This is a genomic window from Georgenia yuyongxinii (assembly GCF_006352065.1).
Lineage (GTDB): Bacteria > Actinomycetota > Actinomycetes > Actinomycetales > Actinomycetaceae > Georgenia > Georgenia yuyongxinii.
In genome coordinates this window covers 2430081-2449360 of the sequence record NZ_CP040915.1, presented here as the reverse complement: position 1 = coordinate 2449360, position 19280 = coordinate 2430081, and the positions used below count along the sequence as shown (strand labels likewise).

The window sequence follows — 19280 nt, the reverse complement described above, 5'->3', positions numbered from 1 at the left end:
AGAAGGCGTCGCTGGCGGCAGAGCTACCGCGCGAGCGTGCGAGCCCGAAGCGCAGCACGACGGCGAGCGTGATCGCCGTCGTCAGCAGCGCGGTCACGACCGGGTCGAAGTGCGAGCCCTGGTCTGGGAACAGGGACCAGGGACCAGGCGAGGTTCGACGACGCCTGACAGGTGGCGACGGCCAGGACGCTGTGGCCGGTGTTGTTGTAGATCCAGGCTGGCACCACGCGCAGCGCCACCGTGAAGAGGCATTGGCCCACGATCCACCGCGCGTCGTTGCCCGCCTGCGCATAGGGGACGACATGCACAAGCGCCCACGCCACCCCCAGGACGAGCGCCGCGTGCGATGCGCCGTACCGGTCCTGCAGGGGATCGGTGGCGTACGCCGTCCAGCCCAGCTTCTCGCACCAGCCGCTCAGCATTCCTGGCATCCCGGTCCGCACCCGGCATCGATCCGTCGTCAGGCGGGACCCGTGCCGTCGGGGGTCTGCGGTCACGGGTTCGCAGTGCACGCACACGGTCGGTGTCCGGCTGCTGTGCCTGGTTGTCAGCCATGGCGGGCTCGCCCTAGGGCGAGCCGGTCTCCGGTTCGATCACCACATCGTCCCGCGCCACGATGAGCGGGCTCGTGGGACCGGACTGCATCAACCGGTCCAGGATCAGGCGGGAGAGGGCGTCGTCGGGAGACGGTGGGGCGGGGGACTCGGGGTCCGTCTGTGAGGCGGTCGCACTTGGGCTGGGGGCACCGTCGGTCGGGGTCTCGCCTGGGCTGGGGGCACCGTCGGTCGGGGGATCGCCTGGGCTGGGGGCACCGTCGGTCGGGGGATCGCCGGGCACGGCGCCGGGGTCACCCGGATTGCCGCCGTCCCCGCTTTCCGGCACCTCCACCAGGACGGCCTCGAACCGGGCGGATCCTGGCGGCTGCTCCAGGATCCAGTCGACCCGCCACGACCCACCTGGGAAGTACTCCGCCGGAGGTGAGACCGGCTGCTGCTGTGGCTCGGTCACCGGGTCGTCGCTGCTCTGGTCGGTGGACGCTGTCTCATCGAAGTATCCGAAGACGAACACCCGCTGGTTGGACTGCAGCTTCTGCACGCGCCCCTCGAACCAGTACGAGACGGCCGGCGGCGGGTCCGCGGGCATCGTCCCGGTCTGCAACAGCTCGATGGTGGGCGCGGGATCACCGGTGGCCCCGTCATCGGCCCCGCCGTCGTCGTCCCCGACAACGTTGATGACCGCGACGGTCACCGCTGCTGCGGCTGCGAGAGCGGCCGCGATGACCTCGGGCTTCTTCCACGGGGGAGTGGTGTCAGACGCTCTCCGCTGGGGCATCGCTACCTCCGCTGGACGCCCAGGTCCTGCCCGACTTCAGCCTACGCCGGTTGGCCGTGCCCCGATCCGGCCCGAGGGTCGACGCCAGGCTCGAGCGGTCCGACCGGACCGTTGACGCGGGGGGCCCGGTCCCGAAGGCTGTGCCCGACATTGGCGAGCAGAGAGGCGGCCCCATGGGCACCATCGCGATTCACGAGTTCATCGCGCTCGACGGGGTGTACGAGGACCCCAGATGGACCTCCGAGTACGGCTTCGACCCGAAGATGGGGGAGACCCTCGGGGCGATCACGGGCGCGTCGACAGCGATCCTGCTGGGGCGCACGACGTACGAGATGTTCGCGCCCGCCTGGTCAACCCGCACGGTCGAGGACGACCCAGGAGCGCCGTTCTTCAACGACACCCACAAGTACGTCGTCGCCTCCCGCGAGCCGAGCGTGGAATGGGGGCCGTCCACGCGGCTGCCCTACTCCGCGGACGCGATCCGCGACCTCAAGGAGAGCACCGACGGCATCATCTACGTCTCCGGCAGCGGCACGCTCGTCCGGGCGCTCCTGCGGGACGGCCTCGTGGACGATCTGCACTTGTTCGTCTACCCGGTCGCCCGCGGCACGGGGGCCCACCTGTTCGAGGCCGACGGCGCCCCCACCCGCCTCGCGCTGAAGGAGCACGACGTCTACGACAACGGCGTGGTGCACCTGACCTACGGGCAGGGCTGACGGTCGAGAACGCGAGGGCTCCGTGGTCACGAGGCCGGCCTCACGCGCCGACAGTCGCCCGCAGCGCCTCGAGCCGCGCCACCGCGTCCTCGACCATGGCCGGGTCGGTGCCGCGCACCACCACGTTCGTGCCCCGGACGTCGCCGTCGCGGAACGGGTAGGAGCCGACGCTCAGCTGCGGCACCTCCTCGGCGAGCTCGCGCAGCGGGGAGGCGATCCGGCTCTCGCCCACCTCGAATCGGACCTCGCGGGACAGGCGCGGGGTGCCGGCGTCGAGCGTGGGCAGGACGACCGCGAGCATCGCGACGAAGATGCTCGGCACCCCGGCCATGACGTGGACGTTGCCGATGCTGAATCCTGGCGCGCCGGAGATGCCGTTGGTGATGAGGGTGGCGCCGTCGGGGATGCGGGCCATGCGCAGCTGCTCCTCGGTGGCGGTCTGTCCGCGGCCGGCCATGGCGTTCTCGAGCAGCTCGCGGGCGTCGTCGCGCACGTCGATGCCGACGTCGAAAGCCGCGGCGACGGCGTCGGCGGTGATGTCGTCGTGGGTGGGGCCGATGCCCCCCGAGGTGAACAAGTGGTCGTGCGCGGCGCGCAGGGCGTTGAGGGCGTCGACGATGAAGGCGTGGTCGTCGGGCACCACCCTGATCTCCCGCAGGTCGATCCCGACGCGGGTGAGCTCGCCGGCGAGGTGGTAGGCGTTGGCCTCGCGGGTGCGCCCGGAGAGGACTTCGTCACCGATCACGAGGATCGCGGCAGTGGGGTTCGGCATGGGAGCAGCGTAGGTGCCCGGTCCGTCAGCGCGGTGGCCGCCCGGCAGGGAACGCCTCGCTGTGCTCGTCGTGGGCCCTGGTGATGTACGTGCTGAACTCGCGGACAAACGGTCTGTCGGCGGGCATCCTTGTCCCGCCGACAGACGAGAACCGGAGGTCCGCGTGTCGCTGGTCAAGGAACTACCTCCCGACGGCGGCCCGCTGGCCCGTCCGACGGCGGCGTCGTTCTGGCGCACGCTGGCCGCGGGTGCCCTCGGCGGCGGGCTTGCCGGTCTGCTCGTCGGCGGTGTGCTGGGCCGGCTGGTCATGCGGGTCCTCGCCGTGACTTCGCCCTCGACGGCTCGTGGACAGATGACGGACGACCTGGCGCGGGTGGGCGAGATCTCCCTGCGCGGCACCGTCACCCTGTTCGTGACGACTATCGCGCTCGGCGCCATCGCGGGCCTGATCTACCTGTGGGTCCGCCGGGTGCTGCCGCCGTCGCGGCGAGCCCGGTCCGGGCTCTTCGCGCTCTTCACCGGCAGCATCGGCGGAGCGTTCTTCGTGCACGACCATCCCTCGTTCGACTTCTCGGCCCTGCGCCCGGAATGGCTCGCGGTCGTGACGTTCGTGGCCATTCCGGCCGGGTTCGGGCTCCTCGCTCCGGCGGTTGTCGACCGGCTGGAGGCACCCGGCGGCTGGGCACGTCGCGCGCCGGTCTGGCTGGTGCTCGTCGCCGGCGCGGCAGCGCTGCACGCCACCCTCGTCTTCGTGGCCCTGCCGCTCGCCGCGGCGTTCGGCCTGAGCCGGTCGGAGGCGGTCCTGCGGGCGTGGCGGAGTGATGCCGTCACGGCGGCCGGCCGGATCTTGTTCGTCCTGTTGGTCGTCTGGGGGCTTTACGGGATCACGGCTGACGTGGTGTCCATCGCGACGGACACGCCCTCGACCTGGCCGCTGCATCCCTGAGCGGGCGATCTGCTCACATGGTGTTCTACCCGCCGATCTCGGCCAGCCGGGCGCGCAAGAGGCGCTCGACGACGTCGTCGGGCAGCGGGTGCTCGGCCGAGAACCGCACCGTGCCCCTCGACAGCGAGTAGCCCGTCAGGTCCGTGCGGACGGTGTCGATCGCCGCGGACGAGAACGGGAACAGGGAAAGGTGCTTGGCAGCGGCGACGACCGCGACATACGGCTTTCCGGCCACCTTCAGGGCCGGCATTCCGTAGCTCATGCCGTCCTCAGCCCCCGGTGCGAGACGCCGCGCGATGTCGATGACGTGCCGGAGGGCCTCGCGCGACGGCGAAGGAACTTCGGCAATGGTCTCGTCGACGGTGCCCATGCACCCATGGTCCTGCGCAGGACCCTCACCTGCACCGGCAGGCCGGCCAGAAGGCCGGAACTTTGCCTGTTCCGCGAGGGTTGGCGAGCGAACCGTGCGGGCACCAACTCAGGGCCGCCATTCGGCTGCGAGCGCCCCGGAACGCCGCCATGATCCGAGATGACGATGACGTCCCTACCTGGAGGATCCATGACTCGCATTCGCGTGACTGTCGACGGCACCCGGTACAGCGACGAGGTCGAGCCCAGGACCCTGCTCGTCCACTACCTGCGCGAGACCCTCGGCAAGACCGGGACCGTCATCGGCTGCGACACCTCGAACTGCGGCGCCTGCACCGTCCACCTCGACGGGCGCAGCGTGAAGTCCTGCAACGTCCTGGCCGTCCAGGCCGACGGGCATGAGGTGACCACCATCGAGGGGCTCGCGCAGGACGGCGAGCTCACCGCTGTCCAGCAGGCCTTCCACGACTGCCACGCCCTGCAGTGCGGCTACTGCACGCCGGGCATGATCATGCAGGCCACCGATCTCATCGCCCACACCGAGGACCTCACCGAGGAGAAGATCCGCGTCGGTCTCGAGGGCAACCTGTGCCGGTGCACCGGCTACCACAACATCGTCCGCGCCGTGCAGCAGGCAGCCGGCGCGACGACGGCGGAGGCCGAGGAGACAGCACCGGCGGCCATGGCGACGGCGGAGGTGCGGTCATGACCCTCACCGAGGAGCGCACCGCAACGGCCACCTCCGAGATCGGCCGGGCCCGCCGCCGCAAGGAGGACCGCCGGCTCATCACCGGCCGCACCCGGTGGACCGACAACATCGTGCTGCCCGGCATGCTGCACCTGGCCATGGTGCGCAGCCCCTTCGCCCACGCGACCATCACCGCGATCGACACCGCCGCCGCCAAGGACGCCGAGGGCGTCGTCGCCGTCCTTACGGGCGCGGACGTCGCCGACGAACAGGGCGCCCTGCCCACCGCCTGGCCGATCACGCCCGACCAGAAGGCCCAGCCCCACCCGGCCATCGCCGTCGACCGGGTCGCCTTCGCCGGGGAGATCGTCGCCGTCGTCATCGCCCGCAGCCCTGCCGCCGCCCGCGACGCCGCGGAGCTGGTCGACGTCGACTACGTCGAGCTGCCCGCCGTCGTCGATCTCAAGGACGCCGCCGCCGACACAGCCCTGGCCCACCCGGACCTGGGCACCAACGTCTCGGCCGTGTGGACCTTCGACTCCGCCGCGGCCGGTACCGGCAGTGACGTCGAGGACGCCATCGCCGGCGCGGAGGTGCTCATCGAGCGCGAGTTCCGCCAGCAGCGGCTCATCCCCGCCTACATGGAGCCGCGCGCGACGGCGGTGGACCCCACCGGCGAGCAGTACACGATGTGGACCTCCACGCAGGTCCCGCACATCCTGCGGGTGATGCTGGCCCTGACCCTGGGCGTGCCGGAGTCGAAGGTGCGGGTCATCGCCCCCGACGTGGGCGGCGGGTTCGGCGGCAAGCTGCAGGTCACGCCCGAGGAGGTCATCACCTTCCTCGCGGCGCGCCGCACCGGCAAGCCGTGCAAGTGGACCGAGACGCGGAGCGAGTCCCTCGTCTCCGGCCACCACGGCCGCGACCAGTGGCAAAAGCTCACCCTGGCCGCGAAGCGCGACGGCACCGTCACCGGGCTCAAGGTCGAGCTGACGGCGGACATGGGCGCCTATCTGGGCCTGGTCACCCCCGGGGTGCCGATCCTCGGGGCGTTCATGTACAACGCCATCTACAAGTTCCCCGCCTATCACTTCACCTGCACCAACGTCTTCACCAACAAGACGTGGACCGACGCCTACCGCGGCGCGGGCCGGCCCGAGGCGACCTTCGCCATCGAGCGGCTCATGGACGACCTCGCCGCCGAGCTCGGCATGGACCCCCTCGAGCTGCGCGAGAAGAACTGGATCACCCACGAGGAGTTCCCCTTCACCACCGTCGCCGGCCTGGAGTACGACTCGGGCAACTACGAGGCGGCCACGGCCCGGGCCAAGGAGCTCTTCGACTACGACGCGCTGCGCCGCGAGCAGGCCGAGCGCCGCGCCGCCCGCGACACGGTCCAGCTCGGTATCGGCGTCTCGACGTTCACCGAGATGTGCGGGCTGGCCCCCTCCCGGGTGCTCGGCGCGCTGAGCTACGGCGCCGGCGGCTGGGAGCACGCCGCGGTGCGGATGCTGCCCACCGGCAAGGTCGAGGTGGTCACCGGCACCTCCCCGCACGGCCAGGGGCACGTGACGGCGTGGAGCCAGATCGTCGCCGACCGGCTCGGGGTGCCCTTCGAGGACGTCGAGGTCCTCCACGGTGACACCCAGATCTCCCACAAGGGCCTGGACACCTACGGGTCCCGCTCACTCGTCGTCGGCGGCCAGGCCGTGGTCAAGGCCGCGGACAAGGTGATCGAGAAGGCCCTGCCGCTGGCCGCGCACGTGCTCGAGGCCGCCGAGGACGACCTGGAGTTCACCGGCGGGAAGTTCCAGGTCAAGGGCACCGACACCGCGATCGGGCTGACCGACCTGGCCCTGCGGGTCTTCGCCGCCCACGACCTGCCCGACGGCATGGAGCCGAGCCTGGACGCCGACGCCACCTTCGACCCGGTCAACTTCTCCTACCCGCACGGCACCCACCTGTGCGCGATGGAGGTCGACACCGAGACCGGCCAGGTGACGATGCGCAGCTACGTGTGCGTGGACGACGTCGGCACGATCGTCAACCCGTTGCTGGTCGAGGGGCAGGTGCACGGAGGCCTCGTCCAGGGCATCGCCCAGGCGCTATGGGAAGAGGCGGTCTACGACGAGCAGGGCACGCTGGTGTCCGGCTCGTTCGTCGACTACACCCTGCCCACGGCCGCGGACACGATCTCCTTCGTCACCGAGAACACCGTGACCCCGTCGCTGACGAACGACCTCGGCGCCAAGGGCGTCGGGGAGGCCGGGACCATCGCCTCGACCCCGGCCGTGGTCAACGCCGTGCTCGACGCCGTCCGTCATCTCGGGGTGGAGGACATCACCATGCCCCTGACCCCGCAGCGGGTGTGGCGCGCGGTTCGGGAGGCCGGGGGAGCCCGGGCCGACGGCGCAGCCGTGCCCGAGGGCGCAGCCTTGCCCGACGGCGCAGCCCCGCCCGACGCGGCCGCACACTTCGCGCCGGGCGAGCCCAACCAGGACCCGCTGCCCGGCGACGCCGACCAGAACCCCCGCGACGACGAAGGCGGTGCCCGATGATCCCCGCAGCGTTCGACTACCTCGCTCCCACGAGCCTGTCCGATGCCCTGGCAGCCCTGGCCGAGCACGGCGACGACGCCAAGATCATCGCCGGCGGCCAGTCCCTCCTACCCGTGCTGCGGATGCGCCTGAACGCCCCCGAGGTGCTCGTCGACCTCGCCAAGGTCCCCGGGCTGGCCGGCATCACCGACGCCGGGGACCGACTGCGCATCGGCGCGATGACCACCTATCAGCAGCTCCTCGACGACCCCGCCGTCGACCAGCACGCCGGCGTGCTGGTCAAGGCGATCACCGAGGTCGCCGACCCGCAGATCCGCCACCGGGGCACCCTGGGCGGGGCACTGGCCCACGCGGACCCGGCCGGCGACGTCGGCGCGCCCGTCCTCGCCCTCGACGCCACCATGGTCATCGCCGGCGCGGACGGGACCGAGCGGCGGGTACCGGCCGCGGAGTTCTTCCTCGGCCTTTTCGAGACGGCGGTAGGACCGGGCGAGGTGCTCGTCGCCGTCGAGATCTCCAAGCACACCGGGTGGGGCTGCGCGTACGAGAAGTTCGTCCGCGTCTCCCACCAGTGGGCGATCGTCGGGGTCGCGGTCACCGCCCGCGCCGAGGCCGGGACCATCACTGAGGCCCGGGTGGCGCTCACGAACATGGGTGCCACGCCGCTGCGGGCCCGTGACGTCGAGCGGTTGCTGATCGGGATGCCGGCCACCGCGACGGACCTCGACGCGATCTGCGCCCGGGCGGGGGAGGGCACCGAGCCGCCGTCGGACCTCAACGGCGACGCCGAGTACCGCCGACACCTCGCCGGTGTCCTGACCCGCCGGGCGGTGCTCACGGCCGTGGGGGCGTGAGGCCGTGGAGCTGACCCACGCCTTCACCGTCCCCGCCGACCCGGCCCGCACCTGGGCGCTGCTCACCGACCTGCACCGGGTGGGCAGCTGCTTCCCCGGCGCGAGCGTCACCGAGGCCGACGCCGACTCCTTCACCGGGACCGTCAAGGTCAAGCTCGGGCCCATCGCCCTGACGTACACGGGCACGGGTAGCTTCGTCGAGCGGGACGATGCCGGCCACCGGGCGGTCATCGAGGCCCGGGGGAAGGATCGGCGCGGCAACGGCACGGCGTCGGTCACCGTGACGATGTCGCTGACCGACGACGGCGCCGGCACCCGGGTGGAGGTCCTCACCGACCTCAGCATCACCGGCAAGCCGGCCCAGTTCGGCCGCGGGGTCATGCAGGACGTCTCCGACAAGCTCCTCGGCCAGTTCGTCGCGTGCATCGAGAGCCAGTTCGAGACCGCGTCCGGGCCGACGGCGGAGCCGGGGTTGGGGGAGTCCGGGCCGACGGCGGTGCCTGCGCCTGCGGCTGCGCCGCCGGCCATGGCCACGGCATCCCGGCCTGCGCCGGACGCCGCCCGAGGCATACGACCCACCCCGGCGCCGGCGGGACAGACCACGGACGCGGTGGATCTCGGCGCGGCCGTGCTACCAGTGCTGGTGCGGCGTTACGCCATGATCGGCGCGGTCGGGCTCGTCGGGCTGGTGGCGGGGATCGTCGTCGGACGGGCCGGGCGCAGCTCTTAGCTACAAGGCAGCAGCGCCGGTGCCTACTCGCAGAGTCGGACGTGGCTCGCTCGCTCGCCCGACCCGGACAACTGCACGCTTCTGGCACCTCTGGAGCGCAAGACCGTCACATTCGACGGCGTGACGCGTTGTGCCCGCACACCAATGTGGCGAAGTTGCGGTGTGCGACCCCTCCGAGAGCGCGACAGCGTCACACTCGACCGTTCGCCGCGTCGTCCCGGGCCACGACCGTGACGACGTTGCGATGTTTGGCCCTCTGGCGCGGCCCGGGGGGTGGAGGGGCGGTGAGCCCGCCGCACGTGAGCGCGGGCAGGCCCGCAGCAGAGAGCACTCCGTCAGGCTTGGGCGACGGCGTCGAGCAGCTCGGCGAACGCGGCCAGGGAGTGCCCGGCGACGAAGTGGTCGATGTGGGGCAGGACCGCCATGATGCCCTGCTGCACCGGCTGGTACCCCGCCTTGCCGCGGTGCGGGCTGACCCAGATCACGCAGTGGGCCAGCGCACGCAGCCGGCGCGCCTGCTCGCCGAGGAGCTCGGGCTCCTGCCGCTCCCACCCGTCGCTGAAGACGACGACGACGGCCTGCCGGGCCAACCCGCCGCGGCCCCACCGGTCGACGAAGGCCCGCAGCATCTCACCGAGCCGGGTGCCGCCGGCCCAGTCCGGCACGACGTCGCCGGCCGCGACCAGGGCCTGGTCGGCGGTGCGGGGGCGCAGCGCGCGGGTCACCCGGGTCAGGCGGGTGCCCATGGTGAACACCTCGGTGGTCCGCGGCGCCGCGTGGAGCATCCGGTGGGCCAGGCGGAGGTTGGAGTCGGCGTAGGGCCGCATCGAGCCGGAGACGTCGAGCAGCACCACGGTGCGCCGGTTGCGCAGCCGCTTGCGGCGGTAGACCACCGGTCCGACCTCGCCCATGCGGCGGCGCTGCTCGCGCAGGGTGCGAGGGCCGTCCAGGTCACCGCGCCGCGCGGCGGTGTGCCGCCGGGCCCGGCGCCGTGGCGGGCGGGGGTCGAGGGTGGCCAGAAGGCGCCGGAGCTCTTGGCGCTCCGCGGCGCCCATCACGCCGATGTCGCGGTGTCGGAGCACCTCGGTCGTGGACGCCACCGCCGGGGCCGGACTGCCCGACAGGCGCAGCACGCTCTCCGCCCCGTCGACCAGCGGGGCCTGTAGCCCAGACGGCAGAGGCGAGGGCCTGCGGGTCAGCGTTTCGAACGATGCCCCGCCGAACCAGCTGGCGAAGATCTCGTCGAAGGGCACGACGTCGTCCGGCGAGCCGGTCAGGGTGCAACGGCCTGCCCAATACACCTGCTCCCGGGCAGAGATGCCGACCTCTGCCGCCGCCTGCAGGAACAGACGCTCGTGTGCGGCCGTGACCGGCAGCCCGGCCGCCCGCAACGCCCGGGCGAAACCGAGCAGGGACTCCTGGACAGTCCACGGCACCCGACTCACCGGCCTCCGGGCGGGGGTGGGCGTCCGGGAGCGCGCGGGACGCCGGGTGGGCGCGACGTCACGGCTGCCGGCCCGTCTGATGCAGAAGCTCGCGCACCCGGTGCTCGTCCTCGCGGTACTTGATCGCCGCGCCCAGGGTGCGGGCGGCGACGTCGGGGTCGACCGCGCTCGCGCCGAGCGCGTCCAGGGCCCGAGCCCAGTCGAGGGTCTCGGCGACCCCGGGGGGCTTGATGAGCTCACCGTCGCGGCGCAGGCTCTGAACCAGAGCCACCACCTGCTCGGTCAGCGCCGCGTCCACCTCCGGCAGGCGGGTGCGGACGATGTCGACCTCCTGCTCGAAGCCGGGATGGTCGATCCACTGGTACAGGCAGCGCCGCTTGAGCGCGTCGTGCAGATCGCGGGTGCGGTTGGAGGTCAGCACGACCATGGGCGGCTCGGTGGCGGTGACCGTCCCGATCTCCGGGATCGTCACCTGCCAGGTGGAGAGCACCTCCAGCAGGAACGCCTCGAACTCGTCATCGGCCCGATCGATCTCGTCGATAAGGAGCACGCAGGGGCTCTCGCGCAGCGCCCGCAGGATCGGCCGGGCCAGCAGGAACCGCTCGTCGAAGAGCTCCGCCTCGCGCACGACGGCGTCCGGCTGCGGTTCGCCGGTGCCGGTGCCGGTGCCGGTCCCGCTGGCAGCTGCTGCGGTGGCGGCTCGGGCCCCGGCCAGGGCCTCGACCGCGCGCAGGTGAAGAATCTGGCGCGGGAAGTCCCAGTCGTAGAGCGCCTGGGAGGCGTCGATGCCCTCGTAGCACTGCAACCGGATCAGCGGACGCCCGGCGGCCTGGGCGAGCGCCTCGGCCAGCGCGGTCTTGCCCGTCCCCGGTTCGCCCTCCACCAGGATCGGCCGCTGAAGCCGGTGCGCGAGCCACGTGACCGTCGCCAGCCCGACGTCGGCGAGATAACCGGTGGTGGCGAGGGCGGCGGCCAACGACTCCGGGCTCGCGAACAGCTCGTCCGTCTTCACGCCTGGCACGCTACCGCCCGGCGAGTGTCCGAATGTGGCCTACAGCACACCGGTCGCCGCATTGCCTCGATCCACCGACGGGGCGGGTGGGGTGGGCTGATTTTGGCCCGGACGGACGGTGTGGCGCGAGCGCATGAGGTCAAAGGCCACGACGGCACAGATCAGCCAGGCCGCGTTGGCTCTGAACACCCCGAGGGCAGGTGAGCCGGGGCGGAGGCCTCGAGGTCGTGCCTATGCGCTGCGGCGCACGGGCGAGCGGCGCACCCCGGCGGCGTCGCGCACCCCGGTCACGCTCCGGGCCGGGCGGCGCGCGTGACGACGGCGTCGGCCAGCCGGTCCACGGAGCTCGGTGCGCTGTCGAAATACAGGTTCTTCTCGACGGCCTCGAGCTCCATGAGCCGCGGCCGGCCGTCGTCGCCCTGGAGCAACCCGAACACGGACGGCTCGCTCGTGGCGGACGTCCGGATCGGGGCCTGGTCGAAGCCGTGGAACCTCAAGAGCGATCGGGCGATCGGCGGCGCGCCACCGTCATGGTTGTGGGCGTACGACCCTGCCGGTTTCGAGCAGGTCGGCTGTGTGTACACCGCGCAAGGATTCGAGTACTCCTGGAACGGCGTCGTCATCGGTCCAGATCTGGTGTGGCGGGACGACCGGTGGGTCTCGCGACGTGAGTTCAACAAAGACCCGGACTTCAAGTCACGCAATACGGTCGACGATGCGACCTTCGACCGTCTAGTGCGGCACGTCTATAAGGTCCTGCTCACACGTGGGCTGCGCGGCACCCTCGTGCTGTCGACCGACGAAGAGACGCAGGCGATGCTGCGGTCGGTTATCAATCCCTAGGCTGATGCCGAACTGTCACGGGGTCGCTGGAGCCACCCCGTGACGGTTCGACTCCGTTGCGACGCCGTCCTGGACGTCAAGCTCGACGACCTCCTCCCAGGTGACTGTTCGGCCACCCGGCACGGACCCTGACCGTTAGGGGTCGTCTTCCGCTCGAGGCGGGGGTGTAGGCGGCGGGGATGCGAGAGGCCCGGGTCCGAAGACCCGGGCCTCTTGCTCGTCACCACGGGGGCCGGCTTCTTCGACCTTGCCCGATCCTGGGCTGTGCCGGTGCTGACTGCGCATCAACGGCCAGTGTGTCGCTACGTGTGCCTGGCGGCCGGGGTGGCGCTGCGGTGCTTCGTCACTGCTACGCATCACCTCGTCCAGCTCGATCCGCACCGTTCGCCTCCGGCGGTGGGCGGCGTGTGCGTCCGTCTGGCCGCCGGGGAGTCCTGGTCTTGTGGCACCAACCTAGCCGCGTCCGCACCGCGGGCAGAGGGTCAAAAGACCTAGATCTTGCGCCGGGTCGAGACGGTGCTGTAGCCGCCGCCTCCGGGGTTAGTGCCCGGCGCCAGTGAGCGTGTCTCCGACGATCTCGTGGGTGCAGTCGAAGGTCACGCCCTCGGAGAAGCCGTAGTAGCGCGACCTGATGTCCGCGCTCAGTTCCTCGCCGTACAGCTGGAGGTGGCCGATGACAACCAGCCCACTGGTGCCGCCAAGGTCGACATGCTGGAACAGGAAGAAGTCGCCTTCCGTCCAGTCGTAGGTGACCCTCCCCTCGGCGTCACCGGAGATTTCCCAGGTTCCGACCAACCGGTCCAGGGTCTTCAGATCAGGGTTCGGCCGACTGGGTTGCGGCGAAGCGGGGTCGGTGCCAGCAGTGTCTTCCCGGGGGCTCTTTTGCCTCGACGATCAGTGGACCACGCACGGGCTGGTAGTACATTCCTCAGGCGTTGCCTGAGTGTTGTACTACCAGCCCGCGTCGGCAACGCCTGAGCCGCCGACGCCCCCGTTGCGGGGTTGGCGCAGCTCTCAGGCAGACGGTGCCATGACCTTCGGCATCGCGAGGACCGCCGCGGCGATGAGGACCGCGGCGACGACGGCGGCCAGGAAAACCGCGCTGGAGGCCTCGGCGATGGCGTCGGGCCCGTGGTTGCCGAGCCGGGCATAGACGGCGTTGGACAAGGCGCCGAACACGGCCACGCCGAAGGCGCTGCCCACCGACCGGGAAAATATGTTCGTCCCGGTGACCACACCTCGCTCGGCCCACTCCACGCTCGACTGCGCGGCAACGATGCTCGGCGTGGAGGTGAAGCCGAGCCCGAGGCCGACGATGAAGCATCCGGTCGCCACGAGGAGCACCGTGGGGGAGAGGGCGACGACGATGGCGAGGACCACCGTGCCCGCGATGGCGAGCGCGACTCCGATGAGGTTGGTCGCTCGGAAGCCCAGCCGCAGGTAGATGCGCCCGGACACCGAGGCGGCGATGGGCCAGCCGATGGTGAGGGTGGCGAGAGCCAGTCCGGCGACGATCGGGTCGGCGCCGAGGACCCCCTGGAGATAGGTAGGGACGTAGGAGGTGAGCCCGAGCAGGACCGCGCCGACACCGAAGGCGATGAGCGTCGTCGTGAGCAGGAGGCGCCTGGTGAAGACGAAGGCGGGCAGCACCGGCTCCGCCGCACGTCGTTCGGCGAGGACGAACAGGATGAGCAGGACGGCGCCGGCGGCGACGATCGTGATGCCCGCCGGGGAGTCCCACGCCCACGCGTGCCCGCCCTCGAGCAGCGCGAGCATGAGCAGGCTGAGCGCCACGGTCAGCAGCGTCGCCCCGAGGACGTCGACCCGGTGCCGCTCACGCCCGACCGACTCGTGGAAGGACCTGGCAAGCATCCACGCCGCGAGCAGACAGACCGGGACGTTGACGAAGAAGATGGCCCGCCAGATCCCCAGCGAGGCGAACGTCCCGCCGAGGGTCGGGCCGAGGACGGCGGAGACCGCCCAGACGCTGGCGAGGTATCCCTGGACCTTGGCCCGCTCGGCGACCGTGTAGATGTCCCCGGCGATCGTGATCGCCATCGGTTGCACCGCACCGGCGCCGAGGCCCTGCACGAGCCGGGCGGCGATGAGCACGGGCATGCTCCACGCGAACCCGCTCAGGACCGACCCGAGGAGGAACAGCCCGATTCCGATGAAGACGACCGGCTTGCGCCCGATCATGTCGGAGACCTTGGCGTAGATCGGCACGGTGACTGCCTGGGCGAGCAGGTAGCTGGAGAACAGCCAGGGGAAGGACGTGAACCCACCGATGTCGTCGACGATCGAGGGCACCGCCGTCGCGACGATCGTGGAGTCGATGGCGATGAGCGCCGTGGTGAGCATGAGCGCGACGAGGACGGGGCCCCGCTCGGAGCGGAAGCCGACCCCGCGCGTTGCTGATGTGCTCGCCATGGAGTTCGCGGTCCTGGTCCTGTCGTCCCGGCACCGGCGGATGTCGTCGCCGCTGATCAGGGAGGCAACCCTACCGACACGGGCGGTGCTCCCGGAGCAGCGGTACGTCTCCGCCGGTCGCGGTACGCCCGGCCACGGCCTTCTCACTCACGACGAGCAGGCGTGCGACCGCGGCGTTAGGCATGCCTACGAACCGGCTGCCGATACCGCGGTAGACTAAGCCGAACTAAGGGGTGACCATGCGGACGGTGAACATGCACGAGGCGAAAACGCACCTCTCGCGCCTCGTCAAGGAAGAGTTCATCATCGCGAACAACGGCAAGCCCGTGGCCCGCGTCATCCCCATCGTCGACGCGCCGGCGGTTCCCCGAGTGGGATTTCTGCCACCGAGCATCGCCGCGGAAACCAAGATCCCCGATGACTTCGACGAGATGATGTCCGACGACGTCGCCGAGCTCTTCGGGCTGGGGCAGTGACGGCCTATCTGCTCGACACCCACGTCCTGCTGTGGGCCGCGCTCGGGGCGGCTCGCCTGCCCGCGTTCACGCGCGCGCTCCTCGAGGACACCACTCAGCAGGTGTCCTTCAGTGTCGTGAGCCTGTGGGAGATCGTGATCAAGGCCGGCCCCGACCGGCGGGACTTCAATGTCGATCCGGAGGCGGTGCGCACCTATGCGCGGCTGGCCGGTCTGGGCGAGGTGGTGGTGACGGGGGCGCACGTCTTGCGTGTGCGTAGTCTTCAGCCGCTTCACAACGACCCGTTCGACCGCCTGCTGGTGGCGCAGGCTCTCGAGGAGGGAGTCGAGCTGCTCACGGTTGACAAGGCAGTGCTCGCATACGGTGAGGGCGTCCGGTCAGCGTGACGGCCTGACGAGCCCAAGGCCTGACGGGCACAAGCTCAGCGGCTGAGCCGTGGGTCTCCGCCTGACCGCGGCCGCGGGCGACGGCGTCCCACGAGCCCTCGCGCGTCGTGCCTGGTCGCCGCTGCTGAGCCGGCGCGAGATAGGGCGTAGGTGGCGCGATCCGCGCGATCGACGTCGCGCCGACTGCGAAAACACCCCGGCGTCGGCTGACTACCCTCGGTGGGGTGTACAGGTACGCGGCACTGCTGCGCGGGATCACACCGAGCAACCCGAACATGACCAACGACAAGCTGCGCGGGGTGTTCGAAGGTCTGGGGTTCGAGCACGTGGGCTCGGTGCTGGCCAGCGGCAACATCGTGTTCCACCAGCACCGAGGCCGACGTCCCGATTCTCGAGCAGCGGATCTTGAGCGCGCTTCACAGCGAGCTCGGCATCGCCGGCGGCACGATCATCCGCGACCACGCCGAGCTCCGTGCCCTGCTGGACAGCGATCCCTTCCCCGGGCTGACCCACGGCCGGGGCACCTACCTGACCGCGACATTCCTCAAGGACGGCGCCACGGGACCGGGCCGGCTGCCGGAGTCGCCCGATCCGCGCACCCGGATTGTCGGCTACGACAAGGCGGCCCGCGTCTTCCTCGCGGTCATCGACAACAGCCAACCCGGCCAGACCCCGGACTTCATGTTCTGGCTGGACAAGACCTACGGCAAGGACATCACCACGCGCACCTGGCTCACCGTCCAGCGCATCGTCAAGAAGCTGGAGAGCTGAGCACGGCCGATGTGCAAGGCCATCGCCGAAGCGTTGGCCGGTGGTCAGACGTAGTCGCTCGGTGAGGACCCGCCGACGGCAAGGCCACGCGCCCGGACCGGTAAGCCACGCGCCCCTGCGGGGCTCGCTCCGTCACCGTGGGCTCACTTCGAGCCCACCTCGGCGGCGGTCGACGCCGTCGCCGGGCGGCGCGCTCCGCCGTCGGACCCGCGGGCGGTGAGGGCCGCCATGGCGAGGAAGGCCACGAGGAACAGCGCGCCCGAGAGGTACGTGGCCCACATGCTGATCCCCGAGAGACCGAACTCGACCACCACGAACGCGATCAGCGTGACGCCCAGCCACCGCGGGCCGTACCCCGCGCGCAACAGCGCCACGCCCAGCAGGATCAGGCCGACGACCGCGCCCAGCAGCCCGAGCGCCATGTACGGCAGCAGACCGGTCGGGGACTCGACGCCCTCAAGCAGAGCGGCATAGGTATCGGCGTTGGCGGGGTCGGCCGCCATCTCGACCATCGTCGCGCTGAGGCCGCCGTGGACCGCGTGCCCGAACGCCTCGAGCACGACCAGCAACGCCGCGAGGAACGTCAGGCGCGGCGCCCGGCGGTAGATCTGTGCGGCGACACCCACCACGCCGACGGCGACGAAGAGCTGGGACACCGTGAACAGGTGCGAGGACGCGGTGGCCGCCGCGGGGCCGGCGGCGATCGCCGTCAGCCAGTCCGCGTGGGTGCCTGAGAAGTCCGGCATGAGCAGGACACTCACAACGGTCGTCAGGGCGGCGAGGACGAGCGCGACGACGACGGTCCAACGCACGGTGGGGGACGAGATGTGCATGGTGGCTCCTTGGGATGGTCCCAGCGACGGTGCCGGGTTCGAAGAGGTCCCGGCGACAGTGCCGGCTGGGACCGACGCTAGGGACGGGCCAGGTCACCCGGCATCGGCGGCGGGTCGCCGGGGATGGCGCCTGGAGTTGACCCGTCGCGCCACCCGGATCAACCCGGGTTGACTGCCAGTCACCTCCGGAACGACACCGGACCGGCGGCAGCCGCCGTACATTGAGCCCGTGGAGCACCCTAGGCGGGAACGGATGCAGGACGTCGGCGTCGCCGCCCTGGTCGCCGTGCTGGGCCTGGTCGAGGTGTGGCTGCCGATGGAGTCCGTCTACGGCTCGGGCTCGCCCGTCGTCAGCTCGGCCGGGATCGTGGCGTTTGCGGCGCTGCTGTCCCAGCGCCGCACCCGGCCACGCCTGGCGCTGGCCGCGCTCGCGGTGTGGCCGGTCCTTGGCGTCATGACCGGCGGGTCGCTCCAGGTCCTCTTTCTCGGCCAGCTCGTGCCGATGCTCGTCCTGGTCTACTCGCTCGCCCGGCACGCGCCCGGCCGGCTGCGGTGGCTGACCGCGGTCGCGATGGCGGTGCTGCTCGTCGTCGCCGACCTCTTCCTCCCGCTCCTGCGCGACCCGGGGGAGTTGGTCTTCCACTGGGGCGCGGTGACCCTGGCGTTCCTGTGCGGGCACGGGCTGCGCGTGTCCGCGGACCGGGCCGCCGCCGCGGCCGAACACGCCGCCGCGGCTGCCGTGCGCGCCCACCAGGCCGAGACGACGGCGCGGGAGCGGGCCGCGGCCGCCGTCGCCGAGGAGCGAGCCCGTATCGCCCGGGAGCTGCACGACATCGTCGCCCACGCCGTCGGCGTCATCGTGGTCCAGGCCGGCGCCGCCGAGCAGGTGGTCGACGACGACCCCGCGTTCGCTCGCCGGGCGCTGGCCGCCATCCGCTCCACTGGTGCCGGTGCGCTGACCGAGATGCGCCGGATGGTGCACATGCTGCGCGAGCTCGAGCCGGTCGGTGCGTTCACCCCGCAGCCCGGGGTCGACGCGCTGCCCGAGCTCGTCGGTGCGGTGCGTGAGTCGGGTCTCGAGGTCGACGTCGAGGTCACGGGGGAGCGGACCCCGCTCGCCGCGGGCCTCGACCTGACCGCGTACCGGATCGTCCAGGAGGCGCTGACGAACGTGCGCCGACACTCCGTGGCCGAGCGGGCCCGCGTCGCGCTCCACTTCGGCGAGGCGGACCTGCGGATCCGGGTGTCCGACGGCGGCCCGGCCCGCTCCGCCGAGGGCGAGCCCGGGCACGGGATCGTCGGCATGCGGGAGCGGGCGGCCCTCTTCGGCGGCACCCTCACCGTCACGTCGGCGCCCGGGTTCACCGTCGACGCCGTCCTGCCTCTGGAGGGGGCGTGAGCACCCCTTCCGGAGCGAGGGCGACCGGTACCGCGGCGCCCGTTACGGCGGCACCCCCGACCACCGTGCTCGTGGTCGACGACCAGGAGCTCGTCCGGATGGGCTTCCGGCTCATCCTCGAGCGCGCCGGCCTGGACGTCGTCGGCGAGGCGGCGGACGGCCGGGCCGCCGTCACCGCTGCGCGCGAGCTGCGCCCCGACGTCGTGCTCATGGACATCCGCATGCCCCGGCTCGACGGCGTCGCCGCCACCCGCGAGATCCTCGCCGGCGCCGGCCCGCACCCGAAGATCCTCGTCCTGACCACGTTCGACCTCGACGAGTACGTGTGGTCCGCGGTCCGCGGCGGGGCCGCGGGGTTCTTGCTCAAGGACGTGGCTCCGGACGACCTCGTGCACGCCGTCCGGGTGGTCGCTCGCGGGGAGTCGATGCTCGCTCCGGCGCTGATCACCCGGCTGCTCGCCCAGTTCGCGCGCCGGCCGCGGGCGGGGCAGCTGCCCGCGGAGCTGAGCGCCCTGAGCGAGCGTGAGATCGGTGTGGTGCGACTGGTTGCCCGGGGCCTGTCCAACGCCGAGATCGGGGCGCAGCTCTTCCTGAGCGAGGCCACCGTGAAGACCTACGTCTCGCGGGTGCTGACCAAGCTCGACCTGCGGGACCGGGTCCAGATCGCCGTCGTCGCCTACGAGTCGGGCCTCGTCCAAGCGGGCGAGCCCGGCTGAGCGA

Annotated in this window: 22 protein-coding genes and 1 pseudogene; 13 read left to right on the top strand and 10 right to left on the bottom strand. The window is 71.6% G+C overall.

The genetic code is table 11. The annotated features are described in order from the left end of the window. Nucleotides 1-23 precede the first annotated feature (23 nt). Both FE374_RS11140 and FE374_RS19185 read right to left on the bottom strand, forming a co-directional pair. Nucleotides 24-431 (bottom strand): CPBP family glutamic-type intramembrane protease, encoded by a 408-nt coding sequence (locus FE374_RS11140; RefSeq protein WP_139929079.1) that lies wholly within the window; start codon nt 429-431, stop codon nt 24-26. A 136-nt stretch (nt 432-567) separates the two neighbouring features. Next, nucleotides 568-1332, bottom strand: coding sequence for a hypothetical protein (locus tag FE374_RS19185; RefSeq protein WP_168205667.1), 765 nt, complete (start codon nt 1330-1332; stop codon nt 568-570). Between the two features lie 173 nt (nt 1333-1505). On the opposite strand from FE374_RS19185, the gene FE374_RS11130 reads away from it, so the two are divergent. Further along, on the top strand, nt 1506-2048 hold the full coding sequence (locus tag FE374_RS11130) for a dihydrofolate reductase family protein (RefSeq protein ID WP_139929077.1): 543 nt from the start codon (nt 1506-1508) through the stop codon (nt 2046-2048). Nucleotides 2049-2088: 40 nt separating this feature from the next. Here FE374_RS11130 and FE374_RS11125 read toward each other — a convergent pair whose 3' ends face one another. Further along, a complete protein-coding gene (locus FE374_RS11125) occupies nt 2089-2820 on the bottom strand; it encodes a competence/damage-inducible protein A (protein ID WP_139929075.1) in 732 nt (243 codons plus the stop codon). 163 nt (nt 2821-2983) lie between these two features. On the opposite strand from FE374_RS11125, the gene FE374_RS11120 reads away from it, so the two are divergent. Further along, nucleotides 2984-3766: a hypothetical protein gene (locus tag FE374_RS11120; RefSeq protein WP_139929073.1), complete on the top strand. Its 783-nt coding sequence runs from the start codon at nt 2984-2986 to the stop codon at nt 3764-3766. Nucleotides 3767-3791: 25 nt separating this feature from the next. On the opposite strand, the gene FE374_RS11115 is transcribed toward FE374_RS11120, so the two are convergent. Beyond that, nucleotides 3792-4136 (bottom strand): iron chaperone, encoded by a 345-nt coding sequence (locus FE374_RS11115; protein WP_139929071.1) that lies wholly within the window; start codon nt 4134-4136, stop codon nt 3792-3794. A 189-nt stretch (nt 4137-4325) separates the two neighbouring features. Between FE374_RS11115 and FE374_RS11110 the strand changes: the two genes are divergently transcribed. The 4 genes from FE374_RS11110 to FE374_RS11095 are packed head-to-tail and all read left to right on the top strand — an operon-like array spanning nt 4326 to nt 8965. Continuing rightward, entirely contained in the window at nt 4326-4844 is a 519-nt protein-coding gene (locus FE374_RS11110) for a (2Fe-2S)-binding protein (RefSeq protein ID WP_139929069.1), read from the top strand. Then, nucleotides 4841-7381: a xanthine dehydrogenase family protein molybdopterin-binding subunit gene (locus FE374_RS11105; protein WP_139929067.1), complete on the top strand. Its 2541-nt coding sequence runs from the start codon at nt 4841-4843 to the stop codon at nt 7379-7381. Before FE374_RS11110 ends, FE374_RS11105 begins: the two co-directional genes overlap by 4 nt. Continuing rightward, nucleotides 7378-8235, top strand: a complete 858-nt coding sequence (locus FE374_RS11100; protein ID WP_139929065.1) for an FAD binding domain-containing protein — start codon at nt 7378-7380, stop codon at nt 8233-8235. Before FE374_RS11105 ends, FE374_RS11100 begins: the two co-directional genes overlap by 4 nt. Before the next feature lie 4 nt (nt 8236-8239). Next, nucleotides 8240-8965 (top strand): SRPBCC family protein, encoded by a 726-nt coding sequence (locus tag FE374_RS11095; RefSeq protein ID WP_139929063.1) that lies wholly within the window; start codon nt 8240-8242, stop codon nt 8963-8965. Between the two features lie 335 nt (nt 8966-9300). Here the strand turns inward: FE374_RS11095 and FE374_RS11090 are convergent, their stop codons facing one another. From FE374_RS11090 to FE374_RS19180, 3 genes are all read right to left on the bottom strand, one after another. After that, a complete protein-coding gene (locus FE374_RS11090; RefSeq protein ID WP_330998410.1) occupies nt 9301-10401 on the bottom strand; it encodes a vWA domain-containing protein in 1101 nt (366 codons plus the stop codon). A gap of 67 nt (nt 10402-10468) precedes the next feature. Continuing rightward, entirely contained in the window at nt 10469-11422 is a 954-nt protein-coding gene (locus FE374_RS11085) for an AAA family ATPase (RefSeq protein ID WP_223173518.1), read from the bottom strand. 287 nt (nt 11423-11709) lie between these two features. Continuing rightward, complete coding sequence (locus FE374_RS19180; RefSeq protein ID WP_168205512.1) at nt 11710-11859, bottom strand: hypothetical protein; 150 nt, start codon at nt 11857-11859, stop codon at nt 11710-11712. A gap of 13 nt (nt 11860-11872) precedes the next feature. Between FE374_RS19180 and FE374_RS11080 the strand changes: the two genes are divergently transcribed. After that, nucleotides 11873-12265, top strand: coding sequence for a DNA/RNA helicase domain-containing protein (locus FE374_RS11080; RefSeq protein ID WP_230978270.1), 393 nt, complete (start codon nt 11873-11875; stop codon nt 12263-12265). A 540-nt stretch (nt 12266-12805) separates the two neighbouring features. Here the strand turns inward: FE374_RS11080 and FE374_RS11075 are convergent. Together FE374_RS11075 and FE374_RS11070 are read right to left on the bottom strand one after the other, a co-directional pair. Then, a complete protein-coding gene (locus tag FE374_RS11075; RefSeq protein WP_223173517.1) occupies nt 12806-13060 on the bottom strand; it encodes a hypothetical protein in 255 nt (84 codons plus the stop codon). A 219-nt stretch (nt 13061-13279) separates the two neighbouring features. Further along, entirely contained in the window at nt 13280-14737 is a 1458-nt protein-coding gene (locus FE374_RS11070) for an MFS transporter (protein ID WP_139931550.1), read from the bottom strand. A 197-nt stretch (nt 14738-14934) separates the two neighbouring features. Between FE374_RS11070 and FE374_RS11065 the strand changes: the two genes are divergently transcribed. From FE374_RS11065 to FE374_RS19860, 4 genes and pseudogenes are all read left to right on the top strand, one after another. After that, a complete protein-coding gene (locus FE374_RS11065; RefSeq protein ID WP_139929057.1) occupies nt 14935-15171 on the top strand; it encodes a type II toxin-antitoxin system Phd/YefM family antitoxin in 237 nt (78 codons plus the stop codon). Further along, a complete protein-coding gene (locus tag FE374_RS11060; protein WP_179957309.1) occupies nt 15168-15557 on the top strand; it encodes a type II toxin-antitoxin system VapC family toxin in 390 nt (129 codons plus the stop codon). The genes FE374_RS11065 and FE374_RS11060 overlap by 4 nt, the downstream gene beginning before the upstream one ends. A 275-nt stretch (nt 15558-15832) precedes the next feature. Next, nucleotides 15833-15916: pseudogene (locus tag FE374_RS20310) on the top strand (DUF1697 domain-containing protein); the annotation flags it as partial. A gap of 46 nt (nt 15917-15962) precedes the next feature. Next, complete coding sequence (locus FE374_RS19860) at nt 15963-16328, top strand: hypothetical protein (protein WP_230978268.1); 366 nt, start codon at nt 15963-15965, stop codon at nt 16326-16328. A gap of 143 nt (nt 16329-16471) precedes the next feature. Here FE374_RS19860 and FE374_RS11050 read toward each other — a convergent pair whose 3' ends face one another. Further along, a complete protein-coding gene (locus tag FE374_RS11050; RefSeq protein ID WP_139929055.1) occupies nt 16472-17161 on the bottom strand; it encodes a hypothetical protein in 690 nt (229 codons plus the stop codon). Nucleotides 17162-17390: 229 nt separating this feature from the next. Here FE374_RS11050 and FE374_RS11045 point away from each other — a divergent pair, with 229 nt between their 5' ends. Together FE374_RS11045 and FE374_RS11040 are read left to right on the top strand one after the other, a co-directional pair. Next, entirely contained in the window at nt 17391-18560 is a 1170-nt protein-coding gene (locus tag FE374_RS11045; protein ID WP_139929053.1) for a sensor histidine kinase, read from the top strand. Next, a complete protein-coding gene (locus FE374_RS11040; protein WP_168205666.1) occupies nt 18557-19276 on the top strand; it encodes a response regulator in 720 nt (239 codons plus the stop codon). Before FE374_RS11045 ends, FE374_RS11040 begins: the two co-directional genes overlap by 4 nt. The last annotated feature ends 4 nt before the right edge of the window (nt 19277-19280 follow it).

Excerpts from the sequence above, each read along its gene's own strand:
- FE374_RS11140 (WP_139929079.1), bottom strand. The coding sequence starts at position 431 with ATGCCAGGAATGCTGAGCGGCTGGTGCGAGAAGCTGGGCTGGACGGCG.
- FE374_RS11115 (WP_139929071.1), bottom strand. The coding sequence starts at position 4,136 with ATGGGCACCGTCGACGAGACCATTGCCGAAGTTCCTTCGCCGTCGCGC.
- FE374_RS11105 (WP_139929067.1), top strand. The coding sequence starts at position 4,841 with ATGACCCTCACCGAGGAGCGCACCGCAACGGCCACCTCCGAGATCGGC.
- FE374_RS11065 (WP_139929057.1), top strand. The coding sequence starts at position 14,935 with ATGCGGACGGTGAACATGCACGAGGCGAAAACGCACCTCTCGCGCCTC.
- FE374_RS11100 (WP_139929065.1), top strand. The coding sequence starts at position 7,378 with ATGATCCCCGCAGCGTTCGACTACCTCGCTCCCACGAGCCTGTCCGAT.
- FE374_RS11050 (WP_139929055.1), bottom strand. The coding sequence starts at position 17,161 with ATGCACATCTCGTCCCCCACCGTGCGTTGGACCGTCGTCGTCGCGCTC.
- FE374_RS11125 (WP_139929075.1), bottom strand. The coding sequence starts at position 2,820 with ATGCCGAACCCCACTGCCGCGATCCTCGTGATCGGTGACGAAGTCCTC.
- FE374_RS11130 (WP_139929077.1), top strand. The coding sequence starts at position 1,506 with ATGGGCACCATCGCGATTCACGAGTTCATCGCGCTCGACGGGGTGTAC.
- FE374_RS19185 (WP_168205667.1), bottom strand. The coding sequence starts at position 1,332 with ATGCCCCAGCGGAGAGCGTCTGACACCACTCCCCCGTGGAAGAAGCCC.
- FE374_RS11110 (WP_139929069.1), top strand. The coding sequence starts at position 4,326 with ATGACTCGCATTCGCGTGACTGTCGACGGCACCCGGTACAGCGACGAG.